This window comes from Bartonella rhinolophi, assembly GCF_036576165.1.
Classification (GTDB): Bacteria; Pseudomonadota; Alphaproteobacteria; order Rhizobiales; family Rhizobiaceae; genus Bartonella.
Genome location: NZ_JBAFWY010000010.1, coordinates 1 through 17,566 on the forward strand (window position 1 = coordinate 1; position 17,566 = coordinate 17,566).

General features: G+C 37.6%; 10 protein-coding genes and 2 pseudogenes. All 12 read right to left on the bottom strand.

Annotated features, from left to right (window positions below; translation table 11 throughout):
* Positions 1 to 2,257, bottom strand: a pseudogene (locus tag V5N67_RS05990) (hypothetical protein); the annotation flags it as partial.
* Positions 2,258 to 2,502: 245 nt separating this feature from the next.
* A complete protein-coding gene (locus V5N67_RS05995; protein WP_332060989.1) occupies positions 2,503 to 3,465 on the bottom strand; it encodes a phage late control D family protein in 963 nt (320 codons plus the stop codon).
* Entirely contained in the window at positions 3,456 to 3,710 is a 255-nt protein-coding gene (locus V5N67_RS06000) for a tail protein X (RefSeq protein ID WP_332061022.1), read from the bottom strand. Before V5N67_RS06000 ends, V5N67_RS05995 begins: the two co-directional genes overlap by 10 nt.
* A 569-nt stretch (positions 3,711 to 4,279) precedes the next feature.
* Positions 4,280 to 5,062 (bottom strand): ABC transporter ATP-binding protein, encoded by a 783-nt coding sequence (locus V5N67_RS06005; protein ID WP_332060990.1) that lies wholly within the window; start codon positions 5,060 to 5,062, stop codon positions 4,280 to 4,282.
* Positions 5,055 to 5,846: pseudogene (locus V5N67_RS06010) on the bottom strand (ABC transporter ATP-binding protein); the annotation flags it as partial. The pseudogene V5N67_RS06010 and the gene V5N67_RS06005, both read right to left, overlap by 8 nt.
* A gap of 79 nt (positions 5,847 to 5,925) precedes the next feature.
* Positions 5,926 to 6,855, bottom strand: coding sequence for an ABC transporter permease (locus V5N67_RS06015; protein ID WP_332060992.1), 930 nt, complete (start codon positions 6,853 to 6,855; stop codon positions 5,926 to 5,928).
* A 2-nt stretch (positions 6,856 to 6,857) separates the two neighbouring features.
* Positions 6,858 to 7,931, bottom strand: a complete 1,074-nt coding sequence (locus V5N67_RS06020) for an ABC transporter permease (RefSeq protein WP_332060993.1) — start codon at positions 7,929 to 7,931, stop codon at positions 6,858 to 6,860.
* Positions 7,932 to 8,024: 93 nt separating this feature from the next.
* On the bottom strand, positions 8,025 to 9,659 hold the full coding sequence (locus V5N67_RS06025) for an ABC transporter substrate-binding protein (protein ID WP_332060994.1): 1,635 nt from the start codon (positions 9,657 to 9,659) through the stop codon (positions 8,025 to 8,027).
* A gap of 233 nt (positions 9,660 to 9,892) precedes the next feature.
* The gene (locus V5N67_RS06030; protein ID WP_332060995.1) at positions 9,893 to 11,527 is read right to left on the bottom strand and encodes an ABC transporter substrate-binding protein; all 1,635 of its coding nucleotides are present in this window, start codon (positions 11,525 to 11,527) and stop codon (positions 9,893 to 9,895) included.
* 377 nt (positions 11,528 to 11,904) lie between these two features.
* Positions 11,905 to 13,530 carry an ABC transporter substrate-binding protein gene (locus V5N67_RS06035; RefSeq protein ID WP_332060996.1) on the bottom strand — a complete coding sequence of 542 codons (1,626 nt, stop codon included), beginning with the start codon at positions 13,528 to 13,530 and terminating at the stop codon, positions 11,905 to 11,907.
* Positions 13,531 to 14,903: 1,373 nt separating this feature from the next.
* Positions 14,904 to 15,530 (bottom strand): DNA-3-methyladenine glycosylase I, encoded by a 627-nt coding sequence (locus tag V5N67_RS06040; protein ID WP_332060997.1) that lies wholly within the window; start codon positions 15,528 to 15,530, stop codon positions 14,904 to 14,906.
* The gene (gene xseA, locus V5N67_RS06045; protein WP_442879250.1) at positions 15,508 to 17,133 is read right to left on the bottom strand and encodes an exodeoxyribonuclease VII large subunit; all 1,626 of its coding nucleotides are present in this window, start codon (positions 17,131 to 17,133) and stop codon (positions 15,508 to 15,510) included. The genes V5N67_RS06040 and xseA overlap by 23 nt, the downstream gene beginning before the upstream one ends.
* Positions 17,134 to 17,566: the final 433 nt, after the last annotated feature.

Here is a 17,566-nt window from a genome sequence, read left to right on the forward strand (position 1 = left end):
TTCTGCCATCGCTCTTGCCACCAATGCTAATGACACCATCAGCACTTTTTACCAAACCATTGCTCGATATATGCGAAATCCGACCGTAAATATCTGTCAGAGATTGATCAACTGCCGTAAAAGCAGAGCCTACACTCATATAATTGGCACTCTGGATCGCGTAAGTTGGAGACTGACCGTTCAGCATATCCGCACCAGCACCAAAATAACCCGAAGCATTCGCTGCAACCTCAGAAATGTCTGATTGTGCTTCTCCCAATTTAATATGCATCTGGTCTAACTTACTATTGGTCGCATAAAATTGTGAACCACTCACCGCTTCTGTCGAGCTCTCAGAAACTTCAGCTGTAATTCCAGAAATGTCCGACACAACAAAGTCTCTTAAAGCTTTTAGCTGTGCAACATTTACTGCATCAGTATCTGCAGTTCCTGCTGCCACTCCTATAATCTGCCGTGTTATGCCCTTATCAAGATTGCCAACACTGATAGCACCTGTAGTGCTTTTCCATGCAAGTCCAGCAGGATTATTACTGTTGATTACAGCACCCAATACAGGATCATAACCCCATCTCGCTCCAAAATTAGCAACAGATTTTGCACCCAAAGCAACTCCATCATGAACAGATGCCGCTGCATTATAACCAATAGCAATTGCATTGATTCCTGTGCTAGATGTACCTCTACCAATAGCAATTGCATCATCAACTGTAGCTCGCGCAGAAAATCCTACAGCAACAGTATAAGAACCAGCTGTCGTTAAATTTTTGCCAATTGCAATAGTCTGTTTTCCAGGATTCTCAATTACTGATACATATTGAGTTTTTTGTTTTACAATCTCTTCTAAAGATTTTAACTGCACAACATTATCAGAAATTTTATTAGAAGCCTCCGTGAGAAATTGATCAACAGCAGTAAAAGCAGACCCTACATCAGTATATTGTACATTCTGAATGGCATAAGATGCAGCAATTTGAGCACTATCTGATACTACAAGGTCTCTTAAAGCTTTTAGCTGTGCAACATTTACTGCATCAGTATCTGCAGTTCCTGCTGCCACTCCTATAATTTGCCGTGTTATATCTTGGTTAGGATCGCCAACACTGATAGCAGCTAGAGTGCTTTTCCATGCAGCACTATTATTGTTTGTTACCATATCTGAGATAGGATCGTAACCCCATCTCGCTCCAAAGTTAGCAACAGACTTTGCACCCAAAGCAACTCCATCATGAACAGATGCCGCTGCATTATAACCAATAGCAATTGCATTGATTTCTGTGCTAGATGTACCTCTACCAATAGCAATTGTATCATCAACTGTAGCTCGCGCAGAAAATCCTACAGCAACAGTATAAGAACCAGCTGTCGTTAAATTTTTGCCAATTGCAATAGTCTGTTTTCCAGGATTCTCAATTACTGATACATATTGAGTTTTTTGTTTTACAGCCTCTCCTAAAGCTTTTAGCTGTGCAACATTTACTGCATCAGTATCTGCAGTTCCTGCTGCCACTCCTATAATCTGCCGTGTTATGCCTTTATCAAGATTGCCAATGCTAATAGCACTTGCAGTGCTTTTCCATGCAATATCATCATCTCTATCTATTATAGCGCCCGCTATAGGATCATAACCTATTTGCTTATCACCAATATTAGCGAGAGAATCTGCACCCAAAGCAACTCCTCCCAAAACAGTTACCCGTGTATACTCACCAAAAGCAATTGCAGACCCCGCCTTTGAAACAATGGCTGAACGTCCAATAGCAATTCCACTTTGAGCAAAATCAACAAATGCGTTATTACCAATAGCGATAGCAAAATTGCCCTTCGCTACCACGCCATCTCCTATACCAATAGGATCTTCCCATAACCAATGTGGTTCTCTCGTAGCTGGAGTTAAGCCCGTATTAAAATACCTAGGTGCAACATTATTATCAATTTGCTCCGTATACTGAGGAATTGCACCTACAGCTATTTCTTCTTGAGGAGTTGTACTGACTGTTATCGCTTCACCAAAACTTGGACTATAAGCTCCATTAACAGCACTATCTGTATCACAAGCATCGATATTATTATTTAAAACGGCATTACCATGATTATCTTCAGAATCAGATGTACTGGAACTGTCAGGCTTCACAGGAGGATCTCCTGCCACCGCAATATTCATAATAAAAACAGGGGATACACTCAATAAGAGTGCAGCTATTGTCGTTTTCAATAAACTTATCTTAAAAAAACTTTGTGTTGGATATGATTTTTTCATAAACGTCCCCAATAAAATATTATCACAAAAAAAACATATTTTACCGATATAATCATTCCATTATGCCATAATTTTGACATATAATCGCCACATATATGATGTAAAAACAAATAGCAAGAAAAAATGCAATGTCTTTGTGTTCGTGGAAATAATTTAAAGAATTGAAGCCTATAGAAGAATTATGGGGTGTTATTTTTCTGCATTTTTTAAGTTACTGCTAAAATTTTGAAGCTTTTAAAATCCCTTCAAAATATAATTTTTGTTGCATATCTGCTAGCTTTTTCATAGCGATGGGTAACTGTAGAAGCTCTCCATTGCCCGTTAATCTCTCCACGAAACCCACGCAGCAGAAGAGATTGATCTGCCATAATCTCTGGGCAGCCCTCCAGCGTTAACGAACCACTCCCAACAGCACGACAAAGCCTATCCCCTTCTGAGGCAGCTGCTGCCAGTGCCTCTTCCTTACATGTATAACAACTGCGCAAACGCCGCGTGGGACCTGTGAAGCTTGTCTGATGCTTAACCTGTACTTGCTGCCCCTTGGCACGATCAAAATAACTGGCTTCAACCGCACCATATTGCGTTCGCGGCTCTAAGGTGAACTCCCATTGAGAGCAATGATGCTTATGGATTTCGAGGGTTGGTAAACTCTCACGCCCTAAAAATAAGAACTTATTGTCCTTGATTAAAAAACGTGCCTGCATCTGATCAGCAAGCCGTGTTAAAAAATCAACAGCCGATTGATCCGTACGGACAACATAAGACAACGGTTTCTCATAGAACTCTGGACTGACTTTTGCTTGGTAACCATGGCGTTTGGCTAATGTCTCAACAATATCCCCAACGGTTTGGGCATCAAAATGCTCACTTGTCTGTTCTTTGATCTCTTTGCGCATGGAAGCACTTTTGCCACAGATGCGCAAAATTTCTCCGTCACTGCTACCAGAGCTCACAACCGATTCGACAATAAAACATCCCATCAAAGCACTGATGCTGTCCTCATAACCAAAGCTAACCTGTAGATCGCTTTTACTTTGGGGAATCTCTAAATCATTGCCACTATCATCAAACTCTGCCTCGAATGTATCACATTCATTCCCTGCATGATCAACGATGGTGGCAGATAAAAGACGCTGGTAAAAAACCTCATGAACAGGTTTGTCACCCACTTTCACCACAATAAAAGGGCGTGTATACCTTAATCCCATAAGCGCCTCACCGTGCTTTTCTTATCACGCGTTGTAAATTCAGGCAGGAGAACACGCAAACCACGCGGCAAAAAATGACCATATTGGGCAATCCCTAGATTCGCTGATAAGGTGGCTTCTAAATACCCTTCTAAAGCTCCCACTTGAGCACGATCCCCTAGAACAGAAGTTGCATGCTCATGGCAAATCAGATCAAGGCTCATATCCTCTAGTTCCACAAGCAAATGTTTTTCAGGAATCTTCATTGCTGAAGCACTAAAACCATCCACAATCTAATTGGCTAAATCTTCCCCCCTACCTGCTCCATGTCAGCTTGAGCACTCTCGAGAAAAGTTTCTCACGCATAAAAAAATTGCTGAGCCATTCTCAAAAGCCACTCAATCTTTGTTTAAAATCTTCTCATAAGTCTTGAAACCACTGGAAAATTTATAAAACTGGATAGCATAATTAAGGCAAACAATGGTGCTCTTGATGTATAATTCAAAGTCAATTACAGCTAAAAAATAAAAAAATTTTCACTAACTTAAACGATGCAGCTTCTCATTCAAAACTCAGAAGTTTCAGTACAAGCTTTGATATACCACCGAGTATATGGAAAGAAAAATAGAAGAAAAAGCTTGCATTATCTACACTGGATAGCAGATACGTTAACTTAACGAATATTGCTACACAACGTCAAAAATACTACAATAACGACTTCTTTCAGCAAATCTACATTGATCAAATTTTTTAATATCAGAAAAAATGAACAAATCTATCTTGCAAAGATAAAAGCCTAAAACAGAAAAAACTTCCCTCTTTTCTGTAACATCTATCAGACCCTTTCTTCTTTATGAGAAATAGGCTCAATACTCGCTTCAAAAAACATCTTTGTATAATCATGCTGTGCATGCAAGTTACGTAAATCATCATTGCTGAGCTCTTCAAGAATAACTCCTTTATGCATAATGCCAACACGTCCACATATATGAGCAATGACGGGAAGATCATGGGATACCATCAAATAGGTTAATTTCTTTTTTTCTCGCAATGATTTCAACAAATTCAAAATTTCAGCTTGTACCGACACATCTAACGCAGATGTTGGTTCATCCAGCAACAAAACCTCTGGTTCAATAATCAAAGCCCGTGCCAAAGCAATCCGCTGACGCTGTCCTCCAGATAACTCATGTGGGTAACGATAAAGAAATGAAGAATCTAAACCAACGGCATCTAAAATATTATATACACGCTCTTTTCGATTATCCATACCGTGAATTGCAAGCGATTCTGAAAGAACAGTATGCACCATCTTTCTTGGATGAAGCGAAGCATAAGGATCTTGAAATACTATTTGAATACGACGTAAAAAAGCTTTGCTTTTTTTCTGTAATACTTTTTTGCCATCAAAAATGAACTCTCCATTATAATGCGAAATAAGCCCTACCAATGCATTTAAAATCGTCGATTTTCCACACCCTGACTCACCGATTAAACCATAAGCCTCACCGCGTTTAATATGGAAATTGACATCTTTAACAACTTTTATCGTCTTGTGCCCACGCCCAAAAGTGACAGATAAATTGGAAACATCAATGATATTTTCACAATTAGTCATGGCACACTCCTTCAACACCATTAACAATTGTTGGACCATGTAGCCAATTGGGATCTCGCTCAGGAACAGCCAAAACATCAACTGGTTTATCAAGCCGTGGTAAACTGTTTAATAAAGCCTTGGTATAAGGGTGACACGCATGCGATAAATCGCACGCAGGCAATTCCTCTAATATGCGACCAGCATACATCACCAAAACACGATCACAAAAATCAGCAATCATATTTAAATCATGACTAATAAAAATAAGCCCCATTCCAGATTTTGTTACAAGCTCATCTAATACCGATAAAACCTGAGACCTCACAGTAACATCAAGTGCAGAAGTTGGCTCATCTGCAATAATTAAATCAGGTTTAGGAATAAGCATCATAGCAATCATAACTCGCTGCCCCATGCCTCCTGATATTTCATGAGGAAATAATCGCATAACATGCTCAGGGTTGCGAATATGAACAGATTCTAACATAGAAACTGTTTTTTCCCACGCCTCCACTTTTGAAACACGATAGTGTGTACGATAAGCCTCTATGACCTGATCCCCAATTCGCACTAGCGGATTAAGCGAATATTTGGGATCCTGTAAAATCATTGAAATGCGCTTCCCACGAATAGTCCGCATCTGTGTTTCACTCGCAGTCAATAAATTGACACCATCAAAGTGCATTTTTTTAGCTTTAACGATTGCTGCTTTTGGGCTCAGCTTTAATATTGCCCGTCCAGTCATTGATTTTCCAGACCCAGATTCGCCAACAATTCCAATTTTTTCCTTTCCTACGGAGAAACTAACGCCGCGCACAACTTCTGTAATGCCACGCATTGTTGGAAAAGAAATACGTAAATTTTCTATATCTAATAATTTTTTATCCATTACGCGGATCCAATATATCACGAAGCCCATCACCCAAAAGGTTAAAAGCAAGACTTGCAAATACTATTGCACAACCTGGCATCGCTGCTAACCACCAACTTGTCATCATAAATTCACGACCCGTCGAAAGCATTACTCCCCATTCAGGACTTGGAAGTTGAGCACCTAATCCTAAAAAACCAAGACCTGCAGCTGTCAAAACAATTCCAGACATATTCAATGTTAACCGTATAACTACTGAAGGAATACACATCGGTGCAACGTGAAATAAAATAATTCGCCAAGATGATGCACCTTGCAGATGAATTGCTGCAACATAATCAGAGGAGCGTATAGTCAAAGTTTCCGCACGCGCTAAACGCGCTATTGGCGGCCACGCTGCAATTGAAATCGCAATAGCTGCATTCTCAATACCTGGTCCCAAAGCTGCTGAAAAAGCAAATGCTAAAATCAAACCTGGAAAAGCTAGAAAAATATCAACAATGCGCATGAGGACAATATCAACCCATCCCCCTATATAGCCAGATACAGTCCCAACAATCAGCCCTATAGGCCCCACAATAATTGTGGTAAGAAATACTATATAAAGGGTGATACGCGCACCAAAAACTAGTCGACTAAAAATATCACGCCCTAATTCATCTGTCCCTAAATAGTGCAACATAGATGGCGGCTGCAATCGGTGTGCAAGATCATTGCTCACAAAATCATGGGTAGCAATCCAAGGAGCAAAAATAGCACATAAGATAATAATAAAAATAATAATCAAACCAAACACAGCCGAAAAATTATGAGAAAATTTGATCGCCGCGTGATAAATTTTTTGTGCATTTGCTTGAACTATTGAACGCGGAACAGATTCATTTAACCAACTGCGCAAAGAAAATGCCGATTGTGATTCATGATGATTAATTATTGTCATATTCAACGTGTCCTCGGATCAAAAATGCGATAAAGTAAATCAGAAAATAAATTAATGAAGATAAAGATGCATCCTACAAACAAAGTACAACCTACAACTGCATTCATGTCTCCTGCCAAAAGAGCATTTGTCATATAACGCCCAAAACCAGGCCATGCAAAAATTGTCTCTGTTAATACAGCACCTTCTAATAAAAAAGCATACGAAAGCGCAACAACAGTAATAATCTGAACAGCCGCATTGCGAAAAGCATGACACCAAACTGTCCGCATCCAAGATAACCCCTTAACACGTGCAGTAATAATATATTCTTGATTAAGTTGCTCAATCATAAACCCACGAGTCATACGACTAATATAAGCCATAGCACCAGAAGCTAAAATTAAAGCAGGCATAATAATATGTCCAAAAGCATTACCAAAAGCTTCCCACTGTCCTTGTCGTGCAGTATCCCAAAGGAAAAATCCTGTTCTGGCTTCAAAAGAATATTCATAAATAAAATCAATTCGCCCTGGACCACCAATCCAGCCAAGCTTAGCGTAAAATATCAGCAACGCCATCAGTCCAAGCCAAAAAGTCGGCGTTGAATAACTAAGGAGTGTAAAAATACGAACAAAATAATCGATAAATGAATCACGATACATTGCTGCAAAGACACCAAGCGGGATCCCAAGACTTGTGGCAATAATGACAGCAACTGTTGCAAGCTCTAATGTTGCAGGAAATACGCGCATAATATCCTTTAAGACAGGACGTCCCGAAGTTAAAGCATCTCCAAAGTCAAACAAAAATATATCATAAAGATAATTCCAATATTGAACAATCAGCGGCTTATCAAGACCCAACTTATAAAACATTGCATCATAAGCTTCTTGACTGATATTATCACCGAGAATAGCAAGAACAGGATCTAGAGGAAGAAGGTGACCAATAAAAAAAGTAATGGTCACCAAACCAAGCAAAGTAATAAACACCGAAATCAGTAATTTAAATGCTTTGCAAAAAAAAGCCCATAAATGCAAATTTTTCTGCTTTGATGATACTACTCCATCAGTTTCTGGCAATGATAACGTCATATTGGTAAAATCCTACACACTTATAAAACGTGAGTGCGACGCTTTTCCCCCGCCACACAGTAAATAAATTACAACCAAGCGCTCTACACAGTTTTATTCATGTGACTGCGCATATTTTTCTACATCACTGTAGTAAATCCTAAAACTATTCCAAACCCAATTTTTTACTGTAGGTGCCATACCAACAGTATAATATGTCTGAAATAAGTAAACCATAGGACCATGCTCAAGAGCATAACGCTGTAAAGCACGATATTGCTCGATACGTTTCTTTTGATCTGGCTCAAATAATGCATCCATCACCATTTTATTAGCATTTTCATCATAATAACCAGCACGCCAAGCCAAATACATACTGTGCTTTTTTGTAAAGGTTGGATCAGGATTCAAAACACTATTTAATGAAACAGGATGCCCATCAGGATCAGAACTTCCCCACCTCATAATTGCAGTATCATAATTCCCACTACGAACATGACTCAATAATTGATTTTGTGCCATTCTTTCAATTGTAAGCTCAACACCAATTTTACGTGCATTCTCTTGAATAGATTGTGCAACAGGTGACATATAGGGAAGGCTGCCAACCAAAAGGTTAGCCTTAAAACCATTAGGATAACCAGCTTCACTTATTAACTGCTTTGCTTTTTCTAAATCTAACTTAAACGGCTGTCCTTCTTTTTCATCTAAAGCCCCTGGAATACCTAATGGCATATAACTTGCACGTGGGATAGCAACACCCTTTAAAACAGTTTTGCCAAGATTTTCGTAATCAACCAAATAACGAAATGCCAATCTCACTTTTTCATGAGAAAAAACTGTATTTTTGTTATTCAACGATAAGTAAACAGACTGTGGTCGTAAAACACGATTAACTTTAACAGGTCCATCTTGCTGTTCAATTCCCAAAATGTCTTCTGAAGAAAGATCACGCGCTATATCTACATCGCCTTTTTCCAAAAGCAATCTCTGACTTGCAGATTCAGCTACATGCTGTATTATAATTTGCTGTATTTTTGGCGCCTCTCCCCAATAATGTTGAGCCGCCTCTAATATAACTTTTTCCCCTGGGTTCCAACGCACCAATTTATAAGGACCAACACAAGCTGAATGCGTAGCCAAATATTTATTGCCCATATCACCATTAACGCTATTGGCTTCAATTGTCTTGCGATCAAGCAAAGCAGAAGCATAAGACTGTCCAATCACAGTCAATATAAGCTGGATAGGATAAGGCTTATCCAATTTCAATTGCAGAGTTTTGTCATCCAGAGCCTGAATACTTGTTTCAATATTATCTTTGGTAAACCCATAATTTATCAAAGACTGAGCATAATTAAATCCTAATTTAACAATACGACGCATCGACCAAGCAAGATCTTGCGCCGTTGCCGCCCTTCCATCATAAAATTTTAAATCATCACGAAGGTGAAAAACAATTCTTTTGCCGTTATCCAAAACATCCCAAGATTGAGCCATCGCAGGACGGATTTTCGTAGCATCAGATTTATCATATTGCACTAACGCACTGCACATATTCATCAATAGTTCACTCGTCACAATCTCAAGAGATTGCGCTGGATCAAAACTGCTAATTGAATCAATATTCCACGCCATCACTAATATATCTTTAAATGACGGACTAGAAGCTGACGCAACAGATCCATTCAGAAAACTCATCACTCCCAATAAAATACAAAACTTCTTTAATGCGCTTTTCTTTTTCATTTTATCCACCACTTTGCATTCCATTTTATCTTTTAGACAATTTATAAACGAAGCATTTCTGATTTTTCTATTTCACTTTTTAACAGCACAATAAATTTTTCTACCTAACCTTCATAAAACATATTCTCAAGCGTTAATTTATAAATTGAGATATAGCCCCATAACATAACAAACACCTCTCAAATATGATTTTTTATAAACAAAATATAGACTACATCCACCACAAACTGCTTTTATTGATGTGACTGCGCATATTTTTCTACATCATTGTAGTAAATCCTAAAACTATTCCAAACCCAATTTTTTACTGTAGGTGCTATACCAACGGTATAATATGTCTGAAATAAGTAAACCATAGGACCATGCTCAAGAGCATAACGCTGTAAAGCACGATATTGCTCGATACGTTTCTTTTGATCTGGCTCAAATAATGCATCCATCACCATTTTATTAGCATTTTCATCATAATAACCAGCACGCCAAGCCAAATACATACTGTGCTTTTTTGTAAAGGTTGGATCAGGATTCAAAACACTATTTAATGAAACAGGATGCCCATCAGGATCAGAACTTCCCCACCTCATAATTGCAGTATCATAATTCCCACTACGAACATGACTCAATAATTGATTTTGTGCCATTCTTTCAATTGTAAGCTCAACACCAATTTTACGTGCATTCTCTTGAATAGATTGTGCAACAGGTGACATATAGGGAAGGCTGCCAACCAAAAGGTTAGCCTTAAAACCATTAGGATAACCAGCTTCACTTATTAACTGCTTTGCTTTTTCTAAATCTAACTTAAACGGCTGTCCTTCTTTTTCATCTAAAGCCCCTGGAATACCTAATGGCATATAACTTGCACGTGGGATAGCAACACCCTTTAAAACAGTTTTGCCAAGATTTTCGTAATCAACCAAATAACGAAATGCCAATCTCACTTTTTCATGAGAAAAAACTGTATTTTTGTTATTCAACGATAAGTAAACAGACTGTGGTCGTAAAACACGATTAACTTTAACAGGTCCATCTTGCTGTTCAATTCCCAAAATGTCTTCTGAAGAAAGATCACGCGCTATATCTACATCGCCTTTTTCCAAAAGCAATCTCTGACTTGCAGATTCAGCTACATGCTGTATTATAATTTGCTGTATTTTTGGCGCCTCTCCCCAATAATGTTGAGCCGCCTCTAATATAACTTTTTCCCCTGGGTTCCAACGCACCAATTTATAAGGACCAACACAAGCTGAATGCGTAGCCAAATATTTATTGCCCATATCACCATTAACGCTATTGGCTTCAATTGTCTTGCGATCAAGCAAAGCAGAAGAATAGGATTGTCCAATCATAGTCAGTATAAGCTGAACAGGATAAGGCTTATCCAATTTCAATTGCAGAGTTTTGTCATCCAGAGCCTGAATACTTGTTTCAATATTATCTTTGGTAAACCCATAATCAGTCAAAAACCGAGCATAACTAAATCCTAATTTAACAATACGACGCATCGACCAAGCAAGATCTTGTGCTGTTGCCGCCCTTCCATCATTAAATTTTAAATCATCACGAAGATGAAAAACAATTCTTTCGCCGTTATCCAAAACATCCCAAGATTGAGCCATCGCAGGGCGAATTTTTGCAGACGCAGATTTATCATATTCCACTAACGCACTGCACATATTCAGCAATAATTCACTCGTCACACTCTCAAGAGATTGCGCTGGATCAAAACTGCTAATTGAATCAATATTCCACGCCATCACTAATATATCTTTAAATGACGGACTAGAAGCTGACGCGACAGATCCATTCAGAAGATTTATCACTCCCAATAAAATACAAAACTTCTTTAATGCGTTTTTCTTTTTCATTTTACCCCCCACTTTTACATTTCATTTTATCTTTTAGACAATTTATAAACAAAGCATTTCTGATTTTTCTATTTCACTTTTCAACAGCACAATAAACTTTCTTACCTAACCTTCAAAAACATACTCTCAAGCATCAATTTACAAATTGAGATATAGCCCCATAACACCATAGAAACCTCTCTCATGATATAACTTTCTTATAATTGTAAATATCGATCAGCCTGAATTATTAGTCTACATCTTAAACACACTTTAATAAATTAAACACTAGTGCCCCTGCAATTTATCTCTTAAACGGTTTAAAACCACATTTCATGCAGAGGCATTAGTTATGTCACAATTACGCCTCACCTTATATTACAGCATTTAATATATGTTTATTTCTCAATTGCATTATAAAAAATGCGGGGTGCATTATTCCAAACCCATTTTTTGACAACAGGTGACATAGCTACAACACTATATTTTTGAAAAATAAAAGCATATGGTCCTTTTTGCATAAGCTCACGCTGCAAGTCAGCATATATTTCTGCCCGCTTTTGAGGATTTTTTTCAAATAATGCTTCCTCAACTTTCTGATTCATATTTGCATCAAAATATCCCTTCTGCCAACTTGGATAAGCTGTATTTTTAGCTTCCAATCGATTATCAGGGTTGTAAATAAGGCGTAAAGCCATTGTATGAGGATCCGCAGAATCATTATTCCAACCAACAAAAACAGTATCAAAAGTACGTGCATAAATTTTTGAAAATAGTTGCGCACCTCCTAAGCGTTCAATTTTTAGATGCACACCCACTTTTGCCGCATTATCTTGGATAGACTGCATGATCGGCAAATTAAGAGAGGATGCTCCTACCATAACATCTGCCTCAAAGCCATTTGGATAACCTGCCTCAGTTAAAAGTTGCTTCGCTTTTTGAAAATCAACTTTGAAAGGCTGTCCTTCTTTTTCATCCAAAGCACCCAAAGTACCAAGAGGAAGAAAGCTTGCACGTGGAATAGCAATCCCTTTTAGGGTTGTTTTTGCAAGACCTTCATAGTCAATAAGATAGCGCATCGCTAAACGTACTTTTTCATTAGCAAAAATAGGATTCATCATGTTGAACCCCCAATACATCATGGACGGCACCAACACTCTCTCAACCTTAATATCTGTTGTTGCTTGAAGATCTGCTAAATCCTCAGGCGTTAAATTACGTGCAACATCAATATCGTGTTTTTGCAACAATAAGCGTTGCGTTCCCGACTCAGCAACATGGCGAATGAGAATTCGCTTCATCTTAGGGGACTGCCCCCAATAATGAGAGCTTGCACGCAATAAAATGGCTTCTCCAGGGCGCCAACTTTCTAACTGATAAGGTCCCACACAAGCAATATGACTTGCTAAATATCGGTTGCCCAAATCACCATTTTGTTCATTTTTCATAATAGTTTCACGATCAAGCAAAGCAGTGGCACGACTGACAATAACATTATTAAAAAGGAGTTCTTCTGGATAAGGCTTATCAAATTTTATTACCACAGTTTTTTCATCTGGCGCTTGAAAAGCAGAATCAACTGTTTCGGCAGTGATACCATAATCATTAAATATCGCAGCATTAGCCATGTTCAATTTGACAACCCGCTTCATACTCCAAACAAGATCATTGGCATTAGCAGAACGACCATCGTTAAACTTCAAATTATCACGTAAATGAAAAGTAAACGTTGTACTATGTTCATCACTTGCAACATCCCAACTTTTTGCCAAAGATGGCACCACTTTCGCTGCATCATCTCGAGAAGCACTAACCAAATTATCACAAACATTGAGAATAATTTCATCTGGAATGACTTCATTAATTTGTGCAGGATCAAATGTACTGATTGCGTCAATATCCCAAGCTATTACAAGCGTATCAACAGGTGTTTTCGCTGGAGCTTGTTGCAAAAACACACCCATAGCAACCAGAGCAGAAACAAAGGAACTGCTTCCTTTCAATATCTTTTTTTTCAAATTCATAAACTTTTCCTTTTATATAACATATATTAATTAACTCATTCTGAAATGATACAAAAAAATTATAACAACAAAGACTGAATAAAGATGATTTAATATATACAGTCATTCCTTTTTAATTCACTGACTTGCATCTCAACTCAATCATAGAAAGTAAGCTTTTATCTTCATAGTTCACCAGCTTACATCTGCATCACCATACTTCTTTGCGCGCTACAATAAACGATAAGCTTCACCTTCTTCTCAAACCGATCATTAAATATTGTAAGCCCTATGTAAAACCACCGTATGAAGATTCACAAATCGCTATTTTATCCTTTTAAACTGTATTAAAAATGATTGCGCCTATCAGATATCAATTTCAACACACATACCCATTCTTAACTGCATTATAGTGGCTGAATTGAACAATCGGTCAGCAAAAAACACCCCCTGCCAAAACACCAGTTTCAGTGAAAAAAACTCTTTATTTTTTTGAAAGCCATGCGTAAAAAAAGTTCTTTTTTACCCATAATACCAAGCAATTCGGCAATAATAAAACTCGCATAAAAAAACACTCACTCATTTCAGAGTCATTTTTTCAAGGATACCATCACCAAAAAGAGAGTGCATAACCTAAACACATTTCTTTTATTAATTAAGAATAAAATTTATCATACAAATCCCCTCAAAGCGTAACAGACTATAAATTTTTCTCAATTTCAATGTTCATATTGCTTCGCATCAGCAAAAAGTCCGCGCTCCAAAACACCCTTTTTTCAACTGTAAATGTTTGTAATTTCATTTAAACAATACAGTGAATAAAAATCTGTCTGACTTTAAGTATTTTTCTAAAAAACTAAAAGTTCACACAAAAAAAGATTATTTCTAAAGGGAAGAATTATCAGATAATAAAGCTTCACACAAGTATCCTAAGTCATTTAATATTAGTTTTTTATATGGCAATTTGTCTATATTTTTTCACGAACATTTGATAATCGTACATCATACAAATTATAACTAATGTTTATACATTCAGTAAAAGTTTTACAAAATGGATTTCATTACATTTCAAGGAACATTATAATGTGCAATTGATCCATTATAATTATTATACAACTAACTAATAGATGGATATTACTCAAAATTAACAGACTAACGCGCATCTGCAACGATTTTAGAAACCGTTTTTGAAAAAGTATGGACTGATTTTTCTTTAATTTTTTTGAGGATTACATTACTGTATCTATTAACGACAGCTGTACATTATGCTTTCACGCCCTCAAACAATTACTAAATGACAAAAAATGGATAAGTTTCCAAAAAACTATTCCACATTCTTTTATATTATCTCATTTAACAATAGAGTCTCACCTATCATAAAAAATTTTGCGAATTTAACGACAAAAGCACCCTTCAAGATGATCATTAACAATTCCTATTGCCTGCATAAAAGCGTAACAAACTGTGGGGCCGACAAATGTCCAACCACGTTTTTTTAAATCTGCCGCAAGACGGATAGAAGTAGGTGTGATAGGATTATCCCGCAATATTTGAAAATTTACCTTTTCATAACGCTCAAATTGCGGTGGCTGAAAAGACCAAAAATAGTGAGACAAACTACCCCACTCTGCAACAATTTTTTGCGCTTTGAAGGCGTTATTAACCACTGACCGAATTTTTCCCTGATGGCGAATAATACTTTTATCAAGCATTAATGTTTTGATCTTTTCTTCATCATAACAAGCAATCTTTTCGAAATCGAAGGAGTCAAAAGCTTGGCGAAAATGAGAAATTTTTTTTAAAATTGTCAGCCAAGAAAGTCCTGCCTGAAAACCTTCAAGACAAATTTTTTCAAATAAACGATGATCATCAAAAACAGGTTTTCCCCATTCATCATCATGATACGCACAATAAAGTGGATCAGTCCCTGCCCATGAACAGCGGACTTTTCCATCCGCCCCCATAAGAAGCCCTTCATCAAGCATTAAATTTACCGTATCAAAAGAGCGTTCCTTGATCATCTTGTTTTGACTTTATCCGTTTAGATTTTGAAGACCTCTTGAGAACATGATCATGTGTTAAAACACTAATTTCACCATCAAAAAATCGCAAATTTATGGATCCTGTTTCAGGAACCTGCACCAACCGCTTAATAGGCTTATTATCTTGCCCCAAAGCCAAAACAAAACCACGTTCTAAAATATTTTGATATGAAGTGCTTCTTAAAATCCTGAATGCTATTTCCGTCCGAGCGCGTTGTTTTTCAACATTGCGCAAAAAAGCACGACAAAGACGTGCAGTATATTCCGTTATATTGCGTTGTGCTTTTTCAGTATTTAGTAAACGTAACGAAAGTCGTGTACCAAATGCACAAAAATAAAAACGTTTTTTCTCATAATTCACACAAAAAGCACGCTGTAATCGACTTAAAGTTTCACTAAAATTACGCCGAGGTAAAACGAAAAATTGGTTGGCATTCTGAAGCCTTTGCACAACTGCATATAATTTTTGTTGGTGAAAATCAAAATTCAATAAACGCGGCGAAAAACGTAGATTAACTGCATGAAAATAAAAACGTTTTTTTTCGTAGCTCACACAAAAGGCACGCTGTAATCGACTTGAAATTTCATCAAAACTACGCCGAGATAAAGCAAAAAGCTGATCAGCAGTCGGAAGACCTCGCACAACTGCACGCAACCTTTGTTGATAAAAATCAAAATAACGTACCAATCCCTTACGCAAGCGCGCACCAAGCGATGCCACTTGTACTTCAAGATCAAGCTTAACGGGAACTGCTCGTTCTGCCGCTCCTGTAGGAGTTGGAGCGCGCCAATCAGCGACATAATCAATCAAAGTCCAGTCCGTCTCATGCCCAACGGCAGAAATAACAGGAAGAGAAGAAGCATAAACAGCACGAACAACAGCTTCATCATTAAACCCCCACAAATCTTCTAAGCTTCCTCCTCCTCGTGCAACAATAATGACATCAGGTTTAGGAACAACACCTTCTAAAGGCAACGCATTAAAACCTTCAATAGCAGCAGCCACTTCCTGACCACTTGTTTCTCCCTGAACCCGTACGGGCCAAACCAAAATATGCAACGGAAAACGATCTGATATACGATGAATAATATCGCGAATAACAGCACCTGTTGGTGATGTCACAACACCTATAATTTTGGGCATATAAGGCAAAGGCTTTTTCTTTGCTTCATCAAATAAGCCTTCATCGGCAAACTTTTTTTTGCGATTTTCTAGAAGAGTCATCAAAGCACCAACCCCCGTTGGCTCAAGAGCTTCAATGACAATTTGATACTTTGATGATCCAGAAAAAGTCGTAAGCTTGCCCACAGCAACCACTTCCATTCCTTCTTCAGGAGGAAATTTGAGCTTGCCCATAACACCACGCCAAATAACAGCCTCTAACCGAGCCTTATCATCTTTCAAAGCAAAATAGGCGTGACCTGATGAAGCATGTGGACCGCGATAACCTGATATTTCTCCACGCACCCGCACATAACCAAACTTTTCTTCAACAACGCGCTTTAAAGCACCCGCTATTTCAGAAACACTAAATTCCACTACATTCGTGGCTACTGTTTTTTCAACAAACAAATTTACCATTTTTTCCAATTCACGGATGTTGAGATATTCAATCTTAATACTTACACAAACATGTATCCATCAAAATGAACAACACCTCTATAAAATAGAATGTCCCAAATGAGATTCTATACACAACATATTATTTGCTATTGGGAAATTCTCAACGTACTAAAAAATCTCCCCCCTCTCACGAAAAGTGTTAACAAAATATGAACACACTTGAAACATGAATACAAATGTTCCACCAGTCTTACAGAGAAATAAACACAAAAAAAGCACTGGAATAGCCTTTCTTTTATTTTCTTCTTATTACGTAACTGAAATGCGATATACGTGCAGATATGCCAAAGAGTCTCTTATTATTCTATTATTTCTCGTCGACATCATGGCAAATTTTTTAAAATGAATACTTCATGATACTAAGCAAACAATCCGTAAATTTTTCTAATTT